Genomic DNA, 22,647 nt, shown 5'->3' on the forward strand with positions numbered 1-22,647 from the left:
GAGGGAAGCCGGCGGCCCGGGAGCGGGCCCCGGCGCTAGAAGGAGCCGGCGACGCCCACGCCGCCCGGCCCCACCCCCACCTGCACTCCGGCGGAAGGCGCGGGCTGCGGCTCGCGAAGGGTCAGCCAGGTGGACACTCCGGCGGCCACCAACGTGGCGCCCGCGAGCACGTCCGTGGTGAGCGCCAGGGTACGCGTCCGGCCACTGGCCTGGTCGAGATCGGCGCGGCTCACCCCGAAGGTGTCGCGCCGGGCCTTCAGGTCACCCGAGGCCTTCAGCGCGAGCACGCCGGTCACCCCCGTGGCCACCGCCAGCCCACCGGTGGCGATCCACGGCACCCAGGGAGTGCTCCGCTGGGCCTTGACGACCTCGGGCCGTGTGTCCACGGCGGACCGGGGAGCCTCGGACCGCGGGGACGGCGCGGGCGCGGCGGGCGCGGCGGACGCGACCGGCGCGGCGATCTCCAGGGACACGTCGAGGCTGTCGCGCCCCGCCACGTCCACCACCCGCGTCACCGGCGGGAAACCCGAGAGGGCAGCGGAGAGCTTCCTCCGTCCCGCGTTGAGCTGCAGCGGCGCGCGCAGGGGCGAGGTGCCGACCGGCACGTCATCCACGGAGATCTCCGCCCCGGGCTTGTTGACGGTGACGCGCACCGTGGCCACGCGCGCCTGGAGCCGATCCACCTCGCGCTGGACCTCGTCGCGGCGCTGGGCGGGCAGCTCTCCCCCACCCTCATCGAGGTAGCGCTGGAAGCTGCCGAGCGCGCTCGCGTAGTCCTGAAGCTGATACTGCACCTGGGCGATGTTGTAGAGGAGCCGGTAGCTCGGCGCGAGCTCGTAGGCACGCTGGAACTCCACCAGCGCGGCCTGGAAGTCGTTCTCCTCGTAGAGCTCCCTGGCGCGCTGGTAGCGGCTCTGGGCCTCCTCGAGGTTGGCCTTGGAGCCCTTGGGACGCCCCGCGGCACCGGCGCTCCCGCCCGACAGCGCCAGCGCGAGGGCGAGGGCGAGCGACCTGGACAGACGCATCATCATTCCTTCCATGGGTTGTTCGAATCCAGCTTGCGGCTACCGCCGTTCCACGGGTCCTCCCCGTCGAGGCCGCGCTTGTCGCCGCCGCTCCAGGGGTTGTCCGCGTCGAGACCGCGCTTCGCCTTGCCGGAGACGGCCGCCGGCTTCGACGGCAGCTCGGAGAAACCATCGTCGGCCGGCGCCGCGGTGGGCTGCGGCGATGGGGCGGGAGCACGGGTCTTGGAGACACGCTCCCGGCGCACCTCCACGCTCCGCCGCTGCAGGTTGAGCTCCAGCATCAGGTCCTTCTCGAAGCGGAGCTCCTTCACCAGCGGCGTGAAACCGGCGGCGCTCACGCGCAGCTGATGCACGGCGCCATCCCGGGGGAAGCTGCCCGTGTAGGGGTTGGACGGCAGCACCTCTCCGTCCAGCTGCACCACGGCGCCGCGTGGCACCACCTGGATGTGCAGCTCGATCTCCTCCGCGGGGGGCTCCTCGCGCGCGGGCGGCTCGACCGCCTCGGGCTTGGGAGGAGCCACCACCTGGGACGAGGAGGCCAGGACCTCGGCCGGGGGAGTGGGCAGCGGAGCGGGCGTGGGAGCCGCGGCGGCCACCGCCATGGCGGACACGGCCGGCGACGAGGGCTCTCGAGGCCGGGAGACGGACACCAGGGCCACGCCTCCGGCCACCAGCAGCAGGGCCGCTCCCACCGCGGGCAGCACCCAGCGCCGCTGGGGGGGGACCCGCGCCAGGGAGACATGGGAGACGATATGCGCCTCGGTGGGAGGCTCCACCTCGAGCACCCGGGAACGCGGCGCGGACAGGGAGTCCTCGGGGGGAGGAGGCGGCGGCCGCGTCGGCATCGAGGGCACGACGACCCCCAGCTGGCTCCGGCGCGGCTTGCTGCCATTGCCGGAAACCGGCGTGCCGATCGGCGCCGACATCCCTGAGGGCATCGAGAGCTGCGAGATGAGCTCCGCGAGCTGGAAGGCGCCCACCGACTGCCCACTCCCGAGCAGGAACCGCTCCAGGTCCGCCTGCATCTCCCGGCAGCTCTGGTAGCGCTCCTCTCGGTCCTTGGCCAGCGCCCGCTCGATGATGTACCGCAGGGGCTCGGGCACATCGGCGCGCCTGTCGGACACGGGCGTGAAGGGCTCGTGGAGGATCGCGTTCATCAACGCGACCTCGCTGCTGGCCTCGAAGGGCTTGCGCCCCGCCACCAGCTCATACAGCACGACCCCCAGCGCGTAGATGTCGATGCGCAGGTCGAGCGGCTCGTTGCGGAGCTGCTCGGGCGCCATGTAGGGCACCTTCCCCTTGAGCGTGCCGACACGCGTCTGGTGCACCTGGTTGGTCGCCTTGGCGATGCCGAAGTCCACGACCTTCACGGCCCCCGTGCGCGCCAGGAGGATGTTGTCGGGGCTGACGTCCCGGTGCACCAACCCCAGCGGCTCCCCGGAGAACGGATCGGCGAACTCGTGCGCGTAGGTGAGCCCCTCGCAGATGGCGGAGACGAGCTTCGCGCAGTGGGGCAGCGGCAGCGGCCGGCCCGCCGCGTGGGCCCTGCGCATCAGCGCGCGGAGGTTCGGGCCATCGATGTACTCCATGGCCAGGAAGTACGCGCCGTCCGCCTCGCCGAAGTCGAAGATCTGGACGATGTTGGGATGGTTGAGCTGGGCGGCGAGCCGGGCCTCGGAAAGGAACATCTCCACGAACTGGGGCTCATCCGACAGATGCGGGAGGATCTGCTTCACCACCAGGGTCTTCTCGAACCCCATGGGGCCCGCCACGCGCGCCCGGTAGACCTTGGCCATGCCTCCATGCCCAAGCTCTCCCAGCAGCTCGTACCGGCCCAACCGTGGGCTGTTCGAAACACTGTCTCGGGCGTCCGGCACCTGTTACCTCGGCGTCAATAATTGAAGTGCGAATAACGTGTTTTCGTCACTCTGTCGAGATGACCCAGACACAATGTATTGACTTGACCGGAACAGTGATGAAGCCAGTCACGATTTCGTGACACGAGCGACGTCACACTTTCGTGACACGACTCAAAGTCACACATTCGTCACACGCCACAGGGGAGAGAATGACGACCCTCGATGCCTTCGTCCGGCTCCGCGCCTCGTTCTTCGAGCGCTATCTCCAGACACAGCCCGAGGAAGCCACCACGCTCGGGCTGCACCATCTGGATGACCGGCTGAAGGATCTCTCCGGGTCCGCGCTGGGGGATGAGTACGCCTTCCATCGCGACGCCCTCGCCCGGCTCGAGCGGCTGCCACCCGAGGAGCTCCCGGCGGACGCGCAGCTCGACCGGCTGTCGATGCTCGGCGTCACCCGGTTCCACGTCCACACCTACGAGGACCTGCGCGACCACCGGCGGAACGTCGAGCTATCGACCTATCCGCACACCATGTTGCAGTACCAGCTCGGCCAGGCCGAGACGGCCGGGGACTGGGCGGCCATCGCCAGCCGCGTCGCGTGCATCCCCACGTTCCTCCGGCAACAGGAGCAGCTGCTCGCCGAGGGACTCGCCACGGGCGAGACGCCCGACGTGCACGTCGTCCAGGACATCGCGGACGACCAGCTGCCCGTCATCGTGCGGTACTTCGAGCACCTCCCGGCCCTGCCCGAAGCGCACCAGGTGACGCTCTCCCAGGCCGGAACCCGGGAGCTCCAACAGGCGGCCTGGGAGGCCCGGGAGGCCTTCGCCCAGCACCACCGGTTCCTCCTCGAGCGCGTGCTGCCCCGCGCGGGCTCCAGTGTCGTGCTGGGTGCGGACGAGTACCAGTGGCGGCTGCGAAACACCTTCGGGCTCACCACCCCCCCCGAGGAGCTGGTGCGGCGAGCCGAGGACGTGCTGGCCCGGACCCAGGCCTCCATCATCCAGCTCGCCGATCAGCTCGGCGCGCCGCTCTCCAATCTGGCCGAGGCCCGGGCGCTGCTCTCCCAGCTCGAGACGGAGAACCCGGCCCGGGACGAGGACGTCATCCCCCTCTACCGGGGGCTCATCGAGCGCGCCGAGCGCTTCATCCACGAGCGGGGGATGTTCGACGTGCCCGCGGGCTACCGGTTGGGACTGAAGGCCATGCCCCCGGGCATGGTGGACGTGCGAGGCACCAACTGGCCCGCGCCGCTGTTGGATCCGCGCAAGGTGGGCTGGTTCGTGCTGGCCCCCATGGCGCAAGCCCACCCCACGGTCTGGGCCGCGCTGCTGGCGGTGCACGAGGGCATCCCCGGCCACTTCCTGCAGAGCGTCGCCTGGCAGCGTGGCTTCTCCCAGCACCCCGCCCCGGTCCGCTTCCTCCTGGTGACGGACCACGTGGCCATGGCGCGCGGCAACTTCGGCCCCATGCTCAACATCGAGGGCCATGCCACCTACGCCGAGGAGCGGATGCGGCGCGAGGGCTTCTACACCGCCCCCGAGTCGCTCACGGCGCTCGTGGCCCGGGCCCTGCGCGCGGTGCGCGTGGTGGTGGACATCGGCCTCCACACCCGGCGCATGGACGAGGAGGCGGCGGTGCGCTACCTGATGCACCACGCCTGCATGCCGGAGCCCAACGCGCAGCGCGAGGTGCTCCGCTACAAGCGCATCCCCATGCAGGCCATCACCTACCTGCTCGGCGCGCTCGAATTCGAGCGGTTGGCGGAGGACTGCCGGCGCGAGCGCGGGAGCCGCTTCGACGAGGCCGCCTTCCACGACGAGCTCTTCTCGTTCGGCCCGGTGTCGCCCGCGCTCCTGCGGCGCTTCATGCTGAGCGCGCCGTGAAGTCGGCGAGCCATCCCAGGAAGCGCGTGTCCCCGCTCCGCCTGCCGCGCACCCGGTGCAGCCCCCGCTTGAAGAGGGCGTAGGCGCGGAAGAAGGTCTCCAGGCCCGCCCTGTCCACCGGGCGCAGCGGCCGGGTGCTGCAGATGACCTTGGGATCGGCCTCCCCCGCGTCGAGGAAGCCAATCACCCCCACCACCGGCACGCGCAGGCGATCGCCCCGGCGCAGGCGGGGACCGAGCACCACCACGTCGAGCGGATCTCCATCTCCCGAGCCCAGCCCGGGGATGCACCCGTAGTTGTAGGGACACGGCAGCGGGGAGACGAAGTCGACGCTCCCGTCCGCGCGCCGCTTCACCAGGGACCAGCGAGGGGATTCGATCAGGACTTCGGGCTCGCGCGGGAGCTCCGGAGGAAGGGAGGAGTCGGGCACACGGGCTGTGTAGCATGAAGAGGCCCCTTGCTCGTCCCGCCGCCGACGGAGCGGCGAGCCCCGGACGTCCAGGCCTCCGGGCCCGCATCCCCCGCCAACCGTCCACGAGGGGACGCTCACGATGGAGAGTGCTCCACACTCGGCGCGGACATTGTGAACCCGGGTACTTCCGTGGAATTGGAAGCTTTGACCGCCCCTGGTCTCCACGGGGGCCGCGTCCCACCTCCTCCCGATGCGGCGAAGGAGGGCGGCGATGGGGCGGCGATGGGGACTTCTGGGGCTTCTGTTCCTGACGGCGTGTTCGAACTCGGAGTACGACATCTCGGAGCAGCGCCAGAAGGCGTGCACGGATGTGGCCGCGGGCGCCGTTCCCGAGCCGGCGCCAGCCTCGCCCCGGTCCACGCCTGAGCCCAGGGACGGCCGCGAGTCCTTCATCGTGCGCTACCGCCAGGGCGGCCGGGTGAGCGCCGCCGCGGTCCAGCGGCTGGGCGGACAGGTGAAGGCGCAGTACCGCTCCATCCCGGCGGTGGCCGCGCGCCTGACGGACGAGGAACGGGCCCGGCTCGCCGAGGATCCAGACGTGGAGCGCATCGAGCCGGATGGGGAGCTGCGGGCGCTCGGCACGCCCATATTGGCCGGCTCGGTGGAGGAGTACACCAGCGCGGTGCGCATGGTGCAGGCACCGGGGGTCTGGGACGCCAACGAGGACGGCGTGCTCGACACGGGAGCGCCGGTCGGCGCGGGCATCCGCGTGTGCGTCATCGACAGCGGCATCGACCGGCGGCACCCCGAGCTGACCATTCCCTACGTGGCCGGCTACGACTTCGTGGACGACGACGAGGACCCGAGCGACGAGACGGACGGCGTGCGGGGCATCGGCCACGGCACGCACGTGGCGGGCATCATCGCGGCCCAGCTGTCCTCGGGGGGCGCGACGTACCCGAACTCGAGCCCGAACGGCATGGTGGGCGTGGCCCCCGGCGCGGAGCTGCTGATCGCCCGGGTGCTCAACGTGCAGGAGCGCGCCAGCGTCAGCAAGGTGCTCCTGGCGCTCGAGTGGTGCCAGCGGCAGGGGGCACGCATCGCCTCGCTGTCGCTCGGCTCGCCGGTGAACATGGGGCGCACGGCGCAGGAGGCCTTCCAGGCCGCGAGCGACGCGGGGATGCTCGTCGTCGCGGCCGCGGGGAACGACAGCAGCCCGGGCAACCAGGCGCCGCTCAGCTATCCGGCGGCCTTCCCCTCGGTGCTGGCCGTGGGCGCGGTGGACGAGCTGGAAGAGGTGGCCGCCTTCTCCAACGGGGGCGAGACGCTGAGCCTGATGGCCCCCGGCGTGAACGTGCTCTCCTCCGTCACCCTCCAGGGGGCCACGGTGGCGCAGCTCGACGCGCAGGGGCAGCCGTTCGACTCCCGCTCGCTCTTCTTCGCGCCGGCGGGGGAGTACACGGGCAAGCTCATCGACTGCGGCATGGGCGAGGGCCAGGGGTGCAAGGGAGGCACGTGTGATGGCTTCGTGGCCTACGTGCGGCTCACCGGGAGCAGCTCGGCCTCGCGCATCGCGCAGAGCGTGATACGGCAGGGCGCGCGGGCCATCATCTTCGGGACGGACGAGTCCGAGAGCCAGGACTGGCAGCTGGCCCTGGATGGGCCGGGCAAGAATTGGGTGCCGACACTGGCGGTGGGCCGGGAGTCGCGCGCATCCGTGCTCAAGCACCTGGGCCGGGACACGCACGTGAACCTGCGGGGCGTGGACTACGCCTATTTCCCGGGCACCTCGATGGCCGCTCCGCACGTGTCGGGTGTGGCGGCACTGGTGTGGAGCGCGCGCCCGGCGATGAAGGCCTCCGAGGTGCGCTCGCTGTTGGAGGAAACGGCGAGGGACCTGGGCGAACAGGGCCACGACGCGCAATCCGGCCACGGGCTGGTGCAGGCGAAGGCGGCGCTCGACGCACTCCAGAAGCGCCCGTGAGCGCCACGCCAGCCACTAACCACGGGGCTCTTCGAACAAGACCGTCTCGGGGAGGCTCGCCGGCAGGGGACCGAGCCACCCGAGCTTGAGGGCCGCCAGGTTCGCGCCGGCCTTCCCGCAGAGCGCTGGCGGATGACCGCGCAACCACGCGGTCAGGAAGCCGGCCCAGTACGCATCGCCCGCTCCCGTGGCATCGACGACCTGGATGGGCCTGCCCGGAATGCGGAGGGGCGTCTCGCCGCGCCGCGTGGAGATCAGGCTGCCCTCCTTCCCGAGCGTCAGACAGACCAGGGAAGCGCCCATGTCGTGGAAGGCATCGAGGGCCTGCTCCCGCGTGAGCGCTCCCGTTCCGAAGAGCCGCTCCACGTCATCACCACTGGCCTTCACCAGCGCCCGGTGCGAGCACCAGGCGGCCACCACCTCGAGCGCCTCGCGCCGATCGGGCCAGATGCGAGGGGCGTAGTTCACATCGAGGCTCACCTGTCCCCCGGCCGCCACCGTCTCGCGGGCCGCATCCAGGAGGGAGGAGCGCGCCGGCTCGCGGCTCAGGGCGAAGCAGGTGGTGTGGAGCACGGCACACCGCCGCAACAGCTCCTGGGGGAGGTGGTGGGGTTGGAGCTGGACGTCGGCCCCCCGGTAGGCGACGAAGTCGGGCGTGCCCTCCGAGCGGGACACCACCACCAGACTGGTGGGGGCCACGGAGTCGACGGCGATGTAACGGGTATCGGCGCCCGTGGCGGCCACCTGCTCCTTCAGGTACGTCCCCAGCGAGTCATCGCCCACGCAGGACACCACGGCGACCCGCTGACCCAGACGCGCCATGTTGGCGGCCAGATTGGAGGGACTGCCTCCCTGGAAGCGTTCGAAGGTGCGTGCCTGCCCGAGACTCCCGGCCGGCTCCTGTCCGATGAGATCCACCAGCAGCTCACCGGCGGCCACGAGGCCGTAAACCGTGTCCCCACCCTCTGTGCTCATGGCCGTGGACCGGGTGGGCTGGAGGACGCCTCACCGAAGTAGAGGGACTTCCCCTCCAGGAAGTGGTGCAGCAACACGGCCCCGGCGGCGCTCCACGTGCAGACGCGAGTCCCCAACGGCTGGCCCGTCCGCGCATGGAAGTTCTCATAGAAGCCCCACTCGGAGCCCTCGGCATCCAGCTGGTTGAGCCTGTGGATGGCCGACAGTAGCTCCCGAGCCCGCTCCCGCTCTCCCAGGGCGCACAGCGCCGCGCCCCACCAGCCATTCCACACCGGCCAGAGGCCACCGTTGTGGAACTCGCCCGGGGCGTTCCGGAAGCCATAGCGGCAGTTGGCCTGGAGCGCGCTCCAGCCCTCCTCGCCCGGAAGGATGCTCGGCCAGAACGAGGGCAGCAGTCCCGTGGGCGGCTCCGCGAGCCGCCGCGCATGGGCGGCCAGCCGCGCGTCCTGCCCGGCCTCGCCCAGCCGCAACAGGACACACAACGCATTGGCCAGCAGATCGAACTTCGTGTCGTAGCCCCCTGGCGCCAGGGAGCTCAGCCAGTAGGACCCCGGCCCCTGCCCTTCCAGGGCCAGGCTGTACGCCCGGGGATGGTACACCTCCTCCCGAGGAGCCTCCGGCACGGGCCAGTAGTTGGTCTGGATGAGCCGGGTGAGGCGGACGGCCTGCTCGGCCACGGCCGGCTCCTGGAAGTGGTCCGCGAAGCAGCGCAGGGCCCAGAGCCGCAGCACCTGATCGTAGAGCACGTAACCGTGGAGGATGTACTCGTCGGCCCAGTCACCGGACTGTGGCACGTACACCAGACCCCGCTCGTTGAACTCCCAGGCCTGGAGCAACCGCAACCCCTTGCGCAACGCCGGCAGCAGGGCTTGGGAAAAGGAGCGGTCTCCCGTGAAGTGGGCGTACTGGCACACGCCGATGATGAACCACGGGACCGTATCCACCCGGCCAGCGAGGCCGCCGAAGCTCACCCGGCGCGTGCCGGCCTCCTCGTGGACGTTGGAGGGGATGTGCCCCAGCGGAGACTGGTGGGCGGCGAGGGTCTCGAGGGTCCGTTTCAGTGCCTCGGCCAGACGCGCCTCTCCGGTCAGCAGCCCCGCGAGGCCGCAGACGATTCCATCCCGGGCCCAGATGCGCCGGTAGTTGGTGGTGGGCGTGAGGCTGGCCAGGAAACCCTCCCCGGTAACGGAGTCGGACAGCAGCTTCCTGGCGCGGGCATAGGCGATGTCGTCCATGGGAGACCGAGAAAGATTAGCCGAGCTGCCAGGGTCGAAGCCGGGTTGGCTCCGGATGAAGGTAGACTCCGAACACTCCATGTCCACTGAAACCACCCTGCTGCGCTACATGACCCGCTTCCGCTGCATTGCCGAGCGCTGTGAGGACACCTGCTGCACGGGACTCAAGGTGCCGGTGGGCGAGGCGCACCTGCACCGGATGCACGAGGCGGTGGCGAACAGCCCGGAGGACGCGGCGCACCTGCACCAGCACCTCCAGCCCAATCCCGGCGGAGCGCCCTCGGAGCGGGCCTTCATCCAGATGCGTCCGGACGGGCACTGCCCCTTCCTGGATACGGAGCGGCTCTGCGCCCTCCAGCGCCGTCACGGTGACGCCGTGCTGCCGGACATCTGCGCCAACTTCCCGCGCGTCGTCACGAAGTGGGGCGAGCGGGTGGAGGTCTCGGGGACGCTCGCCTGCCCGGAGGTGGCGCGCCAGTGTCTGCTGGAAGAGGACGCGGTGGAGCCGGAGCCCGTGCCCGCCCTGTCACGGTACGTCCCGCGGCCGGAGGCGGCGAGAGCCCTCCCGGTGCACGAGAAGGACGCGTACACCTTCCATGCGGAGACGGTGCGCGCGGCACTGCTGCGACTGGTGCGGCGGCGCGAGTATCCACTGGCCTCGCGGCTCGCGATGCTGGGGCAACTGGCCCACGGGCTGGACGGCTTCTACTTCCGGGGAACGGAGTCCTTCCAAGGTGAGGCCCGTACCGGGGCCGAGGTACGGCTGAGCGAGGAGCTCCAGCGCGTCGAGTCCCCGGAGGTACTGGAAGCCGTGCACCGGGACTTCGGCGGACTGACCCTCCCCGGGGGCCCGTGCGTGGGCCTGTTCACCTCGGTGCTGAGGGCGCGGATGGCGACCGGCCGTGGAGAACGGTTCACCACCCTGGTGCGTGGCGTGCTGGAGTCGCTCCGGCTCGACGAAGGCGGCCCGGCGGATCTGGACACGGCCTGGCGCACCTACGCCGAGCGGTGGCACCGCCTGGAAGCGCTGCACGGCGAGCGGGTGCACCGCTACTTCCACAACTCCACCCTCCACCATCTCTGGCGGGCCCCCTTCACCGATACGCCGAGCCTGCTCGCGTACGTGTTCCGCCTGGCGCTGCGGGTGGGACTGCTCCGGTTGACGCTCGTGGGCCATCCCCGGGTGGCGGAGCTCTGCCTCGAGCCCTCCCCCACCGCCGGGTCCCGGGAGCAACTGGACCGGGCGGCGGTGGAGACCTTCCAGCTCATGGCGAAGCACGTGGAGCAGGCGCCGGGCTTCCTCACGCTCGCCGAGGGGCTCGTGGGCGAGGGGCGCGGCGCGGAGACGCTGGGCAAGGTGCTCGTCTTCGCGGCGTTCTGAGCGGCGGGGGCGAGGCCCCGCTACCCACCCGCCGGGCCCCGGTTCCCATGAGCCACCGGGCAGCCCCCGCCGGAGCGCGCGGAGAACTCCTGGATGGCCTTGTACGCCGAGTCCGAGACCACGTCCGTCGGAGACGACAGACACTGCGTCATCCGCCGGCCGCGCTCGTCCTCGACGCCGAACACCAGACGCCCCGCGAGCCGGTCCGCCACGATGCGGCCCAACAGGTCGCGGATCTGCTCGTCGATGTTGGGACCCGTGATGCCATTGGCCACCAGCAATCGCAGGTCCACCTCCTCGGGGTCCATGATGCTGCGGAAGATCTGCCAGCGAGGGCTGTACTCGGCCACCGGCCAGATGGTGGGAACGACGACGTACAGCTTCTTCCACTCGGCGGGCCCGAGCATCTGCTTCCACCGCAGCATGGCTGTCATCACCGCGTCCACCTGGAGCTTCCCCGCGGTGTCCATGGACAGCCGGATGAGGGGCCGCATCGCGGTGGTGTAGGCCTCGTAATCGGCCACGGTGATACTGCGCTTGCGCAGCGTCCGCTCCACATAGCCGTCCGTGAGCTCCAGCATGGACTGGACCCAGGGCCGGTGCGCGGCGTCCAGGGACCCGGCGCCGTGCGTGAAGGACTCCAGCGCGAGCTTCACCTTCCGCTGGTAGGCCAGCATCCCCTCCATCCACGAAGTGGCGGCCGGGTTCTGGAAGTAGGGACTGACGAGGGTGAACAACCCCAGCGGCATGTGCGCGAGGCACTTGAGCAATTCGTACGCGCGAGGCGTGGGCCGCACGGAATGCGTCTCGCCGTTCTCCAGGTACAGCGTGTACGTGCCTCCCACGCCCTGGCGGCCGAAGTCGGAGCGATCCATCTCGGGCTCGGTGTCCCGCGCGATGATCAGCGGGTAGATGTTCCGGCCCACGCGGTGGATCATCTGCAGGTAGTTCTGCCGCATCGTCCGGTGCAGCTCGACGATGCAGCTGTGCAGCTCGAAGCCCGCGTCATGCTGGGTCGCGCTGGGAGGAATCAGCTCCTCCACGCCCTTGGAGTGGAGCCGCTCGACGACCTTGAAGGCCTCGGTATCGCGGTACTCCCACGGCTCGATGAGCCCGGAGGGCTGGGGAGGGTTCGAAGAAGGGTGTTGCTCGGACATGTTCGCCCCAAGGGGAAGCTCTGAATGGAACAATCCAGAGCCTAGACTCCATCCCCGACACCGAGGAGACATCCTCCGGCCATTCAGTCCAACGAACGCACGGGGAGGACCCACCACTCCTTGCCGGTGGCCAGGTCATCGGCGAGGAAGAAGACGTTCCTCCCGGAGCGGATGAAGTACCGGGGAAAGGGCATCGAGCCCTTCAGGCCAGGGACGAGCTCCTGAAGCAGACGTGTCCCGCGGCGCGTGCCGTCGCTCATCCACAGCTCCGCGCCATGGACGCCATCATCGGCGCCGAAGAGGAGCGTGTCCTCCACGCTGTACAGCTCGGACCAGAGGGTCGAGGAGTCCGGACCGGGACGGATGTCCTCGACGAGCACGGTGCCCGCGGCGGTGCCGTCGCTCTTCCACAGCTCCTCGCCGTAGCCGGGGGCATGGGCGGCGAAGAAGAACATCCCCCCGTTGGCGGCACCCACTCCCGGATAGAAGACCGACCAGGAGTCACCGGGGCTCACGTCCTTCAACAGGTGGGTGCCCTCGGGCGTGCCATCGCTCACCCAGGGCTCCCGGCCGTGGACCTGGTTGTAGGCGAAGAAGAAGGCCTTCCCGTCCACGTCGGTGATCGTCGCGGGGTAGGAACCCTGGAGACCCGGTGCGAGGTCGCCCAGCATGAAGGTGCCCTCGGGCGTGCCATCGCTCCGCCACAGCTCCTCGCCGTAGCCGTGCACCCAATCCTCGGCCGTGAAGAAGAGCAGGTCCCCCACCACCTTCATCGGCTCGTACCTGAAGCCGATGTCGGTCTCCGACACGCGGAAGGTGCCCTCGGGCGTGCCGTCGCTCCGCCACAGCTCGGGCCCATGCACGGGGTCGCTGGCGAGGAAGATGAGCGAGCCCCGGAGCTCATTCAACTGGGACGGACCCGAACCGGACTCGCCAGGATGGATGTCCTCGACGAGCACGGTGCCCGCTTCCGTGCCATCACTCCGCCACAGCTCGCTTCCGTGGACGCCATCATCGGCGACGACGAAGAGCACGCCGCCCGCCACGAACGGGACGGCGCCACTCGAGCCGGAGCCGGGCAGGATGTCCTTGACGAGCCGGGTGCCCGCTTCCGTGCCATCACTCGTCCACAGCTCGTCTCCGTGAACACCGTCATCGGCGGTGAAGAAGACCCGCCTCCCGAGCGCCACCATGGCCCGGGCATAGGTGAAGGGAGAGATCGAGCCCTCGGGGCCGGGGCGGAGATCCTTGACGAGCCGGGTGCCCTCGGGCGTGCCGTCGCTCGTCCACAACTCGATCCCCGTGCTCAGGTCGCGAGCGAAGAAGAACAGCCGCCCGCCCGCGTCGACCGCCGAGTACAGGGACGGATCCGCCAGGCCGGGGATGATGTCCTGCAACGGGTACGCGGGACCCGAGCCCGAGGACATCGAGCTGCTCGCCGAGGAGAGGAGCCCGGCCCCAGCGAGGAGGCCGCGGGAGTCGAGCTTCGCGGACCACAGCTCGGCGCCCCGGTAGCGGTCCTGGGCCACGAAGAAGAGCCGCGCGCCGGAGCGCGTGAAATAGCGGGGCGAGGAGGAGAAGGCACCCGGGGCGAGCTCGTCCACCCGGTGGGTGCCCCCGCGTGTCCCATCGCTCGTCCACAGCTCATGGCCCCTGCCCGGCTCGTGGGCGGTGAAGAAGAGGCGCCCGCCCTCGGCCTTCAGGAAGGCGAGGCTGGGGCTGCGCTCTCCGGAGCGGATGTCCTTGACGAGCCGGGTGCCCTCGGGCGTGCCATCACTCCGCCACAGCTCATCGCCGAGGCCCGGCACGTACGCGGAGAAGTAGAGCACCCCGCCCAGCGCGGTCAGCTCCCGGGGATGCGAACTGTCCGGACCGGGCCGCAGGTCCACGACCCGGTGGGTGCCACCCGGCGTGCCGTCACTCGTCCACGGCTCGACGCCAGCGGCCGGGTCACTCGAGGGGAAGAAGACGCGGCGCCCGGCGGCCGTCATCGAGAAGGCGTCGAGGTCCTCATTCGGGGTCCTCACCTCCGCGAGGGCCACCGTGCCCTCCGGCGTGCCATCGCTCTTCCACAACGTCACGGAGAGGGGCGGGTCCTCGCGATCCTCGTAGTCGAAGAACATGAAGAAGTAGAGCGTCCCGTCCGCGCCGGTCGCGGAGAGGAACGAGGGAAACTCATCCGGGTCCTCGGATTCGAACCGGCGGATGAGCACCGTGCCCGCCTCCGTCCCATCGGTCCGCCACAACGCGCGCGCGGCGAAGAAGTAGAGGTATCTCCCCGCCACCGTCAGCTCCCGGGGGTAGGAGCCCGCGGGCCCGGGGACGAGGTCCACCACCCGGGAGGTCCCTCCGGGAGTGCCATCGCTCTTCCACAGCTCGGTGCCGTGCTCCGCGTCGGTGGCGATGAAGAAAAGCGACCCCCGGAAGGCGGTCAGCTCCGCGGACCCATACACGCTGGTGCCAGGATCGATGTCCATGACACGGGAGGTGCCATCCGGGGAGCCATCGCTCTTCCACAGCTCGGCGCGGTAGTCCGGAGTCGCGCTGACGAAGAAGAGCGTCCGGCCCACCGCGGTGAGCGCGTGCAGCTCCGAGCTCTCGGGCCCGGGAGTGAGATCCTCGACCAGGCGGGTGCCTCGGCTGGAGCCGTCGCTCAGCCACAGCTCGGTGCCATGCTCCGCGTCGGTGGCGATGAAGAAGAGTCTCCCAGCGGCATCCGTCAGCGAGGAAGGCGCCGAGCCGGGCTGACCCCGGGCGATGTCCTCCACGCGGGAAGCGTTGCCCACGCCATCACGCCATGTGGAGAGCTCCGCATGCTCCGCGGCCGAGCCCGGCGCGCCTGCCTGCTCGGATTCGGCAGGAGGCGCGGACACGGGCCCGCAGGCCAGGGCGAGGGCCAGTACCGGAAGAAGGAGCCGCGAAGTCTGCGAGATGGCCGACATGGAGCACCTTCCTGGTGAGTGAAACCACTCGAATCACGAGGAGGTACGTAAACTGAGTACACGGCCTTCCCGGAACAACCGCGCCAGGGAGGGTGGTGGCTGTCGGATGCCAGACGGGCGCGCCCGCCCGGAGTTGATGCTCCGGGTCAACGCGGAACGAGCTCGACGGAGAGTGATGCACCAGCGGGGCGGTGGCTCCACTCCCGGAAGGACGCGTGGAAGTCGTCCACCGTCCGCGCGAGCGCGCTTCCAGGGCGTATCGAGAGAACCTCGGCGCCATCATGACCCCGCGAGGAGAGGCCGATGACGAAGGGGCCTTCGGACCGTGCATTCGGAAAGGGCCGCGCGAAGAGCCTGCGGTCGGACTCCATCCGGTACACCAGCGCCGTGAGATGCCCGAGCACCCAGCCCGCGGTCGCCTCGCGAGCCTCGGGTGAGGGCGCCTCGACGGAGACCACCAGCCGCACGGGCAGCTCCTTCTCGAGGTCCGCCGGCTCGAACAGCGCGTCCCAGGCCTCCACGGCCCCCTCGGCACGGGCCCTCCGCACCACGTCACGCGCCCGGGCGAGCTCGTCGCCCAGCACCTGGAGCGTCGAGCGAGACACGTTGCGCGCGGTGTTGCGCGGCGGCAGCGAGGGCGCGACCACCGGCATGAGGTCTCGCAGGTTGCCGAGCTGGTAACGCGCCGTCTCGGGGGTGATCGTCACGGGGCGAGGCCACGGCCAGGAGGCGAACGTCTCGAAGAAGTGCACGAGCAGCGCGCTGTCCGAGCGGGTGGCCTCACGAGGCGCGCGCGTGCACGCCCAGGCCACCAGCACCGCCCACGACAACCCGCCCAGGTAGCCCAGCGCATGCGAGTACACGCCGCGAGCCCTGGCCCAGGCCTTCACGGCGCGCAGCACCGTGCGGAAGCGCTCGAGCCCCGCCCCTTCCCGCTCCACGCAGTCGAGCAGCGCCCGCGTATCGGTCCAGCCGTTGACCGAGCGGAAGCTCGCGGTGTCCAGCTGCGCGCCATGCAGCTCCAGCAACTCCGCGGGGGGACAGGGCGCCACACCCTCGGGCCGGCGCGCGTACGACAGGTCGAAGTGCACGCCGTCGAGCACCAGCTTCACCATGGGGATGGCGGCATCGGCCACGAAGCGCGCGCTCGCGGCTCCGCCCTGCCCTCCCAGAAGTCCGGCGAGCGCCCCCGCGAAGTCCTCGCGAGACAGACTCGCGGGTCCGATGGCCACCGCGTCCACGTCACTCCCGGCATCGTCCGTGCCGAGCAGGTACGAGCCATACGGGTGGAGCGCCGTCCCGAGCCGGGCGCACAGGGACTCGAACCTGCCCACCGCGGACTGGCGCGCTCGGCGCACCTCGTCCGAGGAGCGTCTGCCTCCGCCGAGCGGCACGCGGCGACGCACCTCGAACGGCTCATTTCCACGCCGGCTGATGAGGCAGACCTCGCGCACCTCGAAGCGGAGCGGGCGCCATTCCTTCTCCCATGCCGCCAAGGTGCGCCGGGTCTCGGAGGCCGCCGCGCGTGGGAGCTGCCCGATGCTCAGGTGCGGTGTGAAACCGCGCTCGGACTTGCGGCCCTGCTCGTCGCAGTGGGGGAGCGCTGCTTCGAGCGCGGATTGCAGCGCCTTCAGAGCGCCGTGCGGCCGGTCCTCCGGGCGGAGCCAGGCCGTCACGCTGGCGCGGTGCTCGAAGTGCTCGAAGCCGGCGAGCATCACCTCGAAGGGCTCGATGTCCCGGAGCGCTTCCGCGATGAGCGCCTCCGCCTCGCCGAAGTATTCCTCCGGCACGAAGGGGTAGAGCAGCGTCACGTGCGGCATCCAGCGCTCGTACTTCGAGTCGTGCACCGCGCGCAGGGCCTGGATGGGGGCCCACGCTTCCTCGGGTGGGATGAGCACCACGGCGGACTGGTGGACGGGCGGTACCGTGAGCACCCGGGGTGAGGCCTCACGGGGCTCGTGAGCCGGGGTCCGGACGGATGCGGCACCACGGTGCAGCACACAACTCAACCCGAAGTGGTCCGACGCGAAGAGCGCATCCCCTCCGGGAGCCGGGGGACCCGAGAGTGGCGCCTCGGCGAAGAGGCCCACCTCGCGCGGGACGAGCCGGCCGGATGCCGAACGCACGAGCACCCGGTCATAGCGCTGGCACTGACCAGAGGTGGTCGTGAGCGCGGCGAGTGAGTTGCGGGACGGGTCGAACGTGTACCCCGCGTCGCCCGGCCGCAGCGCCGTCCAGGCATCGACGAAACCGGCCTTCTCGAAGTCCTGGGCCTCGGGCGCGCCGTCGCCGAAATTGAAGTCACCCACCAGCAGCACATCGGGCGCCCCACCCTCTTCGTTCCCGAGCGACCGTGTCCAATCGATGAGCGCCCGGACCTGAGCAGCTCGAGCCGCGCTGCCCGATGGAGCGCGATTGCTCGTCAGGTGCGGCGTGGCCACCCAGAGCGTGCCGCCCGGGAGCGTGAGCTCGCCCGCGATGACGCGCTTGTCACGGGAGAAGACGCATTGGCTCAGTGAAGTGAACGGGAAGCGGGAGAGAAGGAGTTGCCCGTAGGGTTGGACGGTAGCCGCGGAGGGTCCTTCCGAGAGGAAGTAGTGCTCACGCACCCACGGCTTCTCGAGCAACGCGCGGAGGAAGGGCTCGGTGACTTCCTGCAGGGCGATGATGTCCGCATCGACCGAACGCAGCAGGGAGATCGCCGCGGAGGTCCGCCGGCCCGTGTCGAGCAACTCCGGGTCGTACAGGTCATATAAGACGTTGAACGTGGCGACCGTGAGCTCCGCCGGAGAAGGAAGGGCCTCGGTGCCGCCGATCATCCGTTCTGCCCCGGCCCAGGCATTGGCTCGCGTGTCGTAGCGGTAGAACGGCAGCGGCGTGAAGCGTGGAGTCGTTTCGACCGGGAGAGGAGGAGGAAGAGCCGGCGGCGGTGCGGGCTCTTCCGGAGGATCGAAGGTGAGGGTCGATAGCCGGTCGATGCGTTCGCGACGGTCCCACACCTTTTCGTGGCCACGCCGGAAGTACCAGACGCGGTGCCAGGGAATCTCCCCATCGGGGACGAAGGCCACGAAGGGAATCTCCTCCAGGGCCTCGCCGTGCGCGTCGAAGCCGATGACGAACTCACGCCCGTCGAATCGGGGGTCCCAGCGGATGCGATGGTACACCTCTCGGCTGGTCTGGAATCTGTCTTGAGACATGGGCGTGGTCCTCGCGAGCCGCACCAGACGCCACGCTCGTACCGGGACTGACAAACACCGTGGGACGAAGACCCTCACCCTAGCCCTCTCCCAGAGGGAGAGGGGACCTACACAGTGACCAATCAAGTTAGACCCTCTCCCTTTGGGAGAGGGACGGGGTGAGGGTCTGGGGAGCGCTCGGGTTGCCCCTGTGCGCTGTCACACGGGTGAGGGCAATGGAACAAATACCCTCACCCTAGCCCTCTCCCAGAGGGAGAGGGGACCTACACGGATTCAAGCAGCCTGAGCCTGGACCCGCTCGTCGCCGACGATGCGCCCGTCCGCCAGGCGCACGATGCGATCTCCCACCGCCGCGGCCTTCGGATCGTGCGTCACCATCACCACCGTCAGCCCGCGCTCCCGCGTGGCCTCGCGCAGCATCCGCAGCACCTCCGCGCCCGTGCGCGAGTCCAGGTTCCCCGTGGGCTCGTCCGCCAGCAGCACCGCAGGCTCCGCCAGCAGCGCCCGAGCCACCGCCACGCGCTGCATCTCTCCACCGCTCAGCTCGTCCGGCCGGTGGTGCGTGCGGCCTCCCAGGCCCACCGTCTCCAGCAGCACCTCGGCCCGCCGCCGCAGCTCCGCCTGCGCCTTGCCCGACAGCAGGCCCGGCAGCATCACGTTCTCCAGCGCCGTCAGCGTGGGCATCAGGTTGAAGAACTGGAACACGAAGCCCAGCCGCTCGCGGCGGAAGGCGGACAGCTCGTCGTCCTTCATCCGCGACAGCTCCCGCCCGTCGATCTTCAGCGACCCCGAGCCCGCCACGTCCAGCGCGCCCAGCAGGTTCAGCAGTGTGCTCTTCCCCGAGCCCGAGGGCCCCATCACCGAGAGGAACTCCCCTCGCGGCACCGTCAACGACACACCCGCCAGCGCACGCACTTCCATGCGCCCGCGCCGGTACACCTTCGCCACGTCGACGGCTTCGATCATATCTCCGCCACCCCGTCCCGCTCGGCCCAGCCCTCCAGACCGTTGGGCAGGCGGATGCGCACGTAGCGTCCCGTCTCCTCCATGACGCGCACCTTCAGGCCGGGGTGCACCTCGAAGGACACCTTGGCCTCGTCGCGAGGGAACTCACGCGCGCGCAGCGTGGGCGCGACGACCACGGCCTCGTGCAGCGTCTCGTGCACCCAGACGTGCGCGGCCAGCAGCGCGCCGGACGGCAAGGAGGCGACCAGGAACACGGCCCCCACCACCGCCGCCCAGGTGCGCCGGCCCGGGCGCAGGAAGCGGAAGAGGAGCAGGAAGGCGAAGCCCACGAGCCACGTCCCGAGGAAGGCCCACGCCACCAGGTTGCCACTCGTGGCGCCCACCACGCGCTGCACGAAGGGCTCCTCGGGGGCGTTGCCCACCACCTTGTCGAGCTGTTGCGCCCGGGCGAGCGCGAAGTTCGCCTCCAGGTCCGGGCCATCCCCGCCAGCCCGGCGCGAGCGCTCGAAGGAGAGCACCGCGCGCCCCAGGTCGCCCTGCGCCAGGTACGTGGTGCCCAGGTTGTAGTGGATGTCCGCGCCCCCGAAGCCACGGGACACGAGCTTCTCGTAGCCCTCGCGCGCGGCGGCATAGTCCTGCTTGTAGAAGGCCTCGTTGGCCTGCTGGAAGAGGGTCTGGGCCTCCTCGGGAGAGTAGTAGCCCTGCCCCAGCAGCGTGGCCACGAGGATGGCGGTGATGGCGCTCACTTGTCCCAGCCCTCCATGACGGCCGCGGCATCATCGAGAATCCGCTCGCGGGCGGCCGGCTCGGCACCCGGGGCGAAGCGGCCGGCGTCACACGCCTCCAGCACGAAGCGCACGCGCTGGCGGCGCTCCGCGTCCACTCCGGACTCGGCCAGCTTCGCCTCCAGCGCGTCGCGGGTGAGGCCACCCACCGGCACCTTCAGCCGGGCCTCCAGGAAGTTCAGCACGGCCTTCTCCACCTCGCCGTAGAAGGCGCTGGAGCTGCCACCGCGCAGCTTCTCCGCCTCGGCCAGCCGCTTGCGCGCGGCCTTGGCCCGCTGCCGGTTGCGGCTGCCCTCGTCCTCGCGCGACATCCGGCCGCGCACCAGCCCCACCACGCCCAGGGCCATCAGCAGCCCCACCGGCGTCAGCACCGCGGGCACGAAGAAGGGCCGCTGCCACACCGCCGCCGCGGGCTCCTCGAAGCGGGCCTGGTAGCGCAGCGGGCGCAGGCCTCCCGCCGTCAGCACGTTCTTCTGCTCGGCCGCGGCGTCCGCCAGCTGCGTGGGCGAGGCGGCCGGAGCGGACGCCACCCCACCCGCCCCGGGCTCCACGGTGAGCGCCACCGGCTCGGTGCGGGACACCTCGTAGCGGCCCGTCTTCGGGTCGAAATAGGGGAACTCGAGTGCCGGCAGGGTGAAGGAGCCCGTGCGCTGCGGCATCACCAGGTACTCCTGCACCCGGCTGCCCTGGATGCGCCACTTGTTGGGCACCACCTTGTCGCTCGTCTTCGGCTCGTACACCTTGAGCGCGGCGGGGGCCTCCAGCCTGGGCGGGGTGACGTTCTTCACGTTGCCCGAGCCCTCGAGGATGACCTTCACCGTCACCGGCTGGCCCAGCTCCACCTTCGTCTGGGACACGTCCATGGACAGCTTCCAGTCACCCACGTTGGCGCCCGACATGCCCTTGGGCGCCCCCGGCGGCAGCGGCTTCACCTCCACGTTCAGCTCGTTGGAGACGCGGTGCACCCGGTGGCCGGCGAAGAGGAAGCCGGTGGTGATGTCCGCCTCGGCCGGGGTGATGGGGAGCGTGCCGCTCTTCACCGGGAAGATGGCGCGGCGGCGCAGCAGGTAGGTGCGGTAGGGAACGCCGTTGACGATGCGCTGCTCACCGGAGAGCTGCGTGGGACTGTCCACGTCCTCGCTCCAGAAGCCCTCCAGCTTAGGCATGGTCACCGCGTCCACGCTGGACAGGTCCACGCGCGAGTAGATGTAGAGCGACAGCGTCACCTGCTCGCCCACGTACACCTGCTTCTTGTCGAGCGTGGCGCGCAGGAACAGGTCCGAGTCCCCGCGCGGAATCCGCATGTCCTCGCGCGCCGGGTCCCGCGGGTCCTCCTCCTGCTCCTCCTCATCCGCGAACGGGTCCGGCATGTTGCCGAAGCCCGGGAAGTTGCGGAACGGATCCGGCAGCTGCTGGCGCTGGCGCGACGCCTGTCCGGGCGGAGGCCCCACGTGGCCCTTGCGCACCGTCATCTTGATGGGCTCGGTCCGATAGGTACGGCCTCCCGAGGTGAGCACGGCCGGCGGAATCGTCAGGTTGCCCGCCCGGTTGGCCCGCATCATCAGCACGTGCTTGCGCACCGTCTGGATTTGAGGCGGACCGCTCCCGCTCATCTCGATGGAGCGCTGGGTGCTCTGCGAGGACGACAGCACCTCGAAGTCGTCGGGCGCCGGAAACTGCACCTGGGCGTTGTCGGGCGGATCCACCACCACCACGGTGAGCTGGAAGACGTCCTCCGTGCCCACCTCGTTGCGGTCCACCGCCTGGTAGAACTCGATGGCCGCCCACGCCGGCATCGCCGTGAGCAACAGGGCGATCGCGGCCAGCGCCGCATGGCCGCTACCAGTCCTTCTCATTGGGATTCCTCGGCCGCTTCTTCTGCTGGAAACGCCACAGCTGGAGATTCTTCTCGTTCTGCTTCATCGCATCCAGCAGGCGCTCGGCCTCCTGGCGATCGATTTCCTCCGGGTTGACACCCGCGTCGCCCACCTCCTGCGCCTCGCCCTCGGTGCCACCGTCGGACTCCTGGCCCTCGTCCTCGCCCTGGCCCCCGTCTCCCTGGCCGCCATCGCCCTGGCCCCCGTCCGCGCCCGCATCGCCCTGGCCGCCGTCCCCACCCGCATCGGCGCCCCCATCCTGCTGGCCGCCGTCCCCCTGGCCTCCATCGCCCCCGCCACCATCTTGCGGACCCGCGTCACCAGCGCCGCCGTCCTGCCCGCCGTCCTGGCCCCCATCCATCCCTCCGTCGCTGCCGCCGTCGGAGCCCCCATCATTGGGCGTACCACCATCCTGCTGACCCGCATCCGGGCCCGCGTCCGGGCGGCCGCCATCCTGGCCCCCGTCCTGGCCTCCATCCGTGCCACCGTCCGCGCCGCCCTTCTGGGGCGGAGGCAGGTTCTTGAGCAGCACCTCGTAGTTGTGCCGGGCCTGCGCGTCCGACGGATCCAGGGTGAGCGCGCGGCGGTAGGCCTTCAGCGCCTCGCGCGTGTTGCCCGTCATCGCGTGGACGTTGCCCAGGTTGTAGGTGGCCTTCTGGCGGAGCTCGGGCCGGTTGGCGTTGGCCTCCGACACGCTCTGGAAGGCCTGCTTCGCCTCGTCGTAGCGGCCCAGCTTCATCAGCGCGTCGCCCCGGTTGAACTCCACCGCCGGGTCGTTCGGCCGCTCCTTCTTCGCCTGCTCGAAGGCCGACAGGGCGTCCTCGAAGCGGCCGGCGTCGTAGGCCTGCCGCCCCTGCTGAATCAGCGGGTGCTCCTTCTCCAGCAGCCCCGCGGCCCCCGCCCCGGACGGCAGCGCCAGCGCCACCGCCAGGAGCGCCCAGACTCCCGCGCGCATGCCCATGA

General features: G+C 70.5%; 15 protein-coding genes. 3 read left to right on the plus strand and 12 right to left on the minus strand.

The features are described 5' to 3' along the window. Positions 1-35: 35 nt before the first annotated feature. Both NR810_RS41390 and NR810_RS41395 read right to left on the minus strand, forming a co-directional pair. Positions 36-1,031, minus strand: coding sequence for a PEGA domain-containing protein (locus NR810_RS41390; RefSeq protein WP_257460750.1), 996 nt, complete (start codon positions 1,029-1,031; stop codon positions 36-38). After that, positions 1,028-2,902: a serine/threonine protein kinase gene (locus NR810_RS41395; RefSeq protein ID WP_257460751.1), complete on the minus strand. Its 1,875-nt coding sequence runs from the start codon at positions 2,900-2,902 to the stop codon at positions 1,028-1,030. The genes NR810_RS41390 and NR810_RS41395 overlap by 4 nt, the downstream gene beginning before the upstream one ends. 191 nt (positions 2,903-3,093) lie before the next feature. Here NR810_RS41395 and NR810_RS41400 point away from each other — a divergent pair, with 191 nt between their 5' ends. Further along, complete coding sequence (locus tag NR810_RS41400) at positions 3,094-4,773, plus strand: DUF885 domain-containing protein (RefSeq protein ID WP_257460753.1); 1,680 nt, start codon at positions 3,094-3,096, stop codon at positions 4,771-4,773. On the opposite strand, the gene NR810_RS41405 is transcribed toward NR810_RS41400, so the two are convergent. Beyond that, positions 4,754-5,203: an inorganic diphosphatase gene (locus NR810_RS41405; protein WP_257460755.1), complete on the minus strand. Its 450-nt coding sequence runs from the start codon at positions 5,201-5,203 to the stop codon at positions 4,754-4,756. The genes NR810_RS41400 and NR810_RS41405 overlap by 20 nt on opposite strands. 253 nt (positions 5,204-5,456) lie before the next feature. On the opposite strand from NR810_RS41405, the gene NR810_RS41410 reads away from it, so the two are divergent. Continuing rightward, complete coding sequence (locus NR810_RS41410) at positions 5,457-7,169, plus strand: S8 family serine peptidase (RefSeq protein ID WP_257460756.1); 1,713 nt, start codon at positions 5,457-5,459, stop codon at positions 7,167-7,169. 15 nt (positions 7,170-7,184) lie between these two features. Here NR810_RS41410 and NR810_RS41415 read toward each other — a convergent pair whose 3' ends face one another. Both NR810_RS41415 and NR810_RS41420 read right to left on the minus strand, forming a co-directional pair. Then, entirely contained in the window at positions 7,185-8,144 is a 960-nt protein-coding gene (locus NR810_RS41415; protein ID WP_257460757.1) for a carbohydrate kinase family protein, read from the minus strand. Then, the gene (locus NR810_RS41420; RefSeq protein WP_257460758.1) at positions 8,141-9,379 is read right to left on the minus strand and encodes an amylo-alpha-1,6-glucosidase; all 1,239 of its coding nucleotides are present in this window, start codon (positions 9,377-9,379) and stop codon (positions 8,141-8,143) included. Before NR810_RS41420 ends, NR810_RS41415 begins: the two co-directional genes overlap by 4 nt. Positions 9,380-9,458: 79 nt before the next feature. Here NR810_RS41420 and fliB point away from each other — a divergent pair, with 79 nt between their 5' ends. Further along, entirely contained in the window at positions 9,459-10,760 is a 1,302-nt protein-coding gene (fliB, locus tag NR810_RS41425; protein ID WP_257460761.1) for a flagellin lysine-N-methylase, read from the plus strand. A 20-nt stretch (positions 10,761-10,780) separates the two neighbouring features. Here the strand turns inward: fliB and NR810_RS41430 are convergent, their stop codons facing one another. The 7 genes from NR810_RS41430 to NR810_RS41460 form a co-directional block, all read right to left on the minus strand. Further along, positions 10,781-11,917 carry a hypothetical protein gene (locus tag NR810_RS41430; RefSeq protein ID WP_257460763.1) on the minus strand — a complete coding sequence of 379 codons (1,137 nt, stop codon included), beginning with the start codon at positions 11,915-11,917 and terminating at the stop codon, positions 10,781-10,783. Positions 11,918-12,000: 83 nt separating this feature from the next. After that, on the minus strand, positions 12,001-14,859 hold the full coding sequence (locus NR810_RS41435; protein ID WP_257460764.1) for an ELWxxDGT repeat protein: 2,859 nt from the start codon (positions 14,857-14,859) through the stop codon (positions 12,001-12,003). A 146-nt stretch (positions 14,860-15,005) separates the two neighbouring features. Then, entirely contained in the window at positions 15,006-18,056 is a 3,051-nt protein-coding gene (locus NR810_RS41440; RefSeq protein ID WP_257460766.1) for a poly(A) polymerase, read from the minus strand. Positions 18,057-18,329: 273 nt separating this feature from the next. Continuing rightward, complete coding sequence (locus NR810_RS41445; protein ID WP_257460768.1) at positions 18,330-19,022, minus strand: ABC transporter ATP-binding protein; 693 nt, start codon at positions 19,020-19,022, stop codon at positions 18,330-18,332. After that, complete coding sequence (locus tag NR810_RS41450) at positions 19,019-19,768, minus strand: tetratricopeptide repeat protein (protein WP_257460770.1); 750 nt, start codon at positions 19,766-19,768, stop codon at positions 19,019-19,021. Before NR810_RS41450 ends, NR810_RS41445 begins: the two co-directional genes overlap by 4 nt. Continuing rightward, positions 19,765-21,663: a BatD family protein gene (locus NR810_RS41455; RefSeq protein WP_257460772.1), complete on the minus strand. Its 1,899-nt coding sequence runs from the start codon at positions 21,661-21,663 to the stop codon at positions 19,765-19,767. The genes NR810_RS41450 and NR810_RS41455 overlap by 4 nt, the downstream gene beginning before the upstream one ends. Beyond that, the gene (locus tag NR810_RS41460; protein WP_407653881.1) at positions 21,647-22,645 is read right to left on the minus strand and encodes a tetratricopeptide repeat protein; all 999 of its coding nucleotides are present in this window, start codon (positions 22,643-22,645) and stop codon (positions 21,647-21,649) included. Before NR810_RS41460 ends, NR810_RS41455 begins: the two co-directional genes overlap by 17 nt. Positions 22,646-22,647: the final 2 nt, after the last annotated feature.

It is taken from the genome of Archangium lipolyticum (genome assembly GCF_024623785.1).
GTDB lineage: Bacteria > Myxococcota > Myxococcia > Myxococcales > Myxococcaceae > Archangium > Archangium lipolyticum.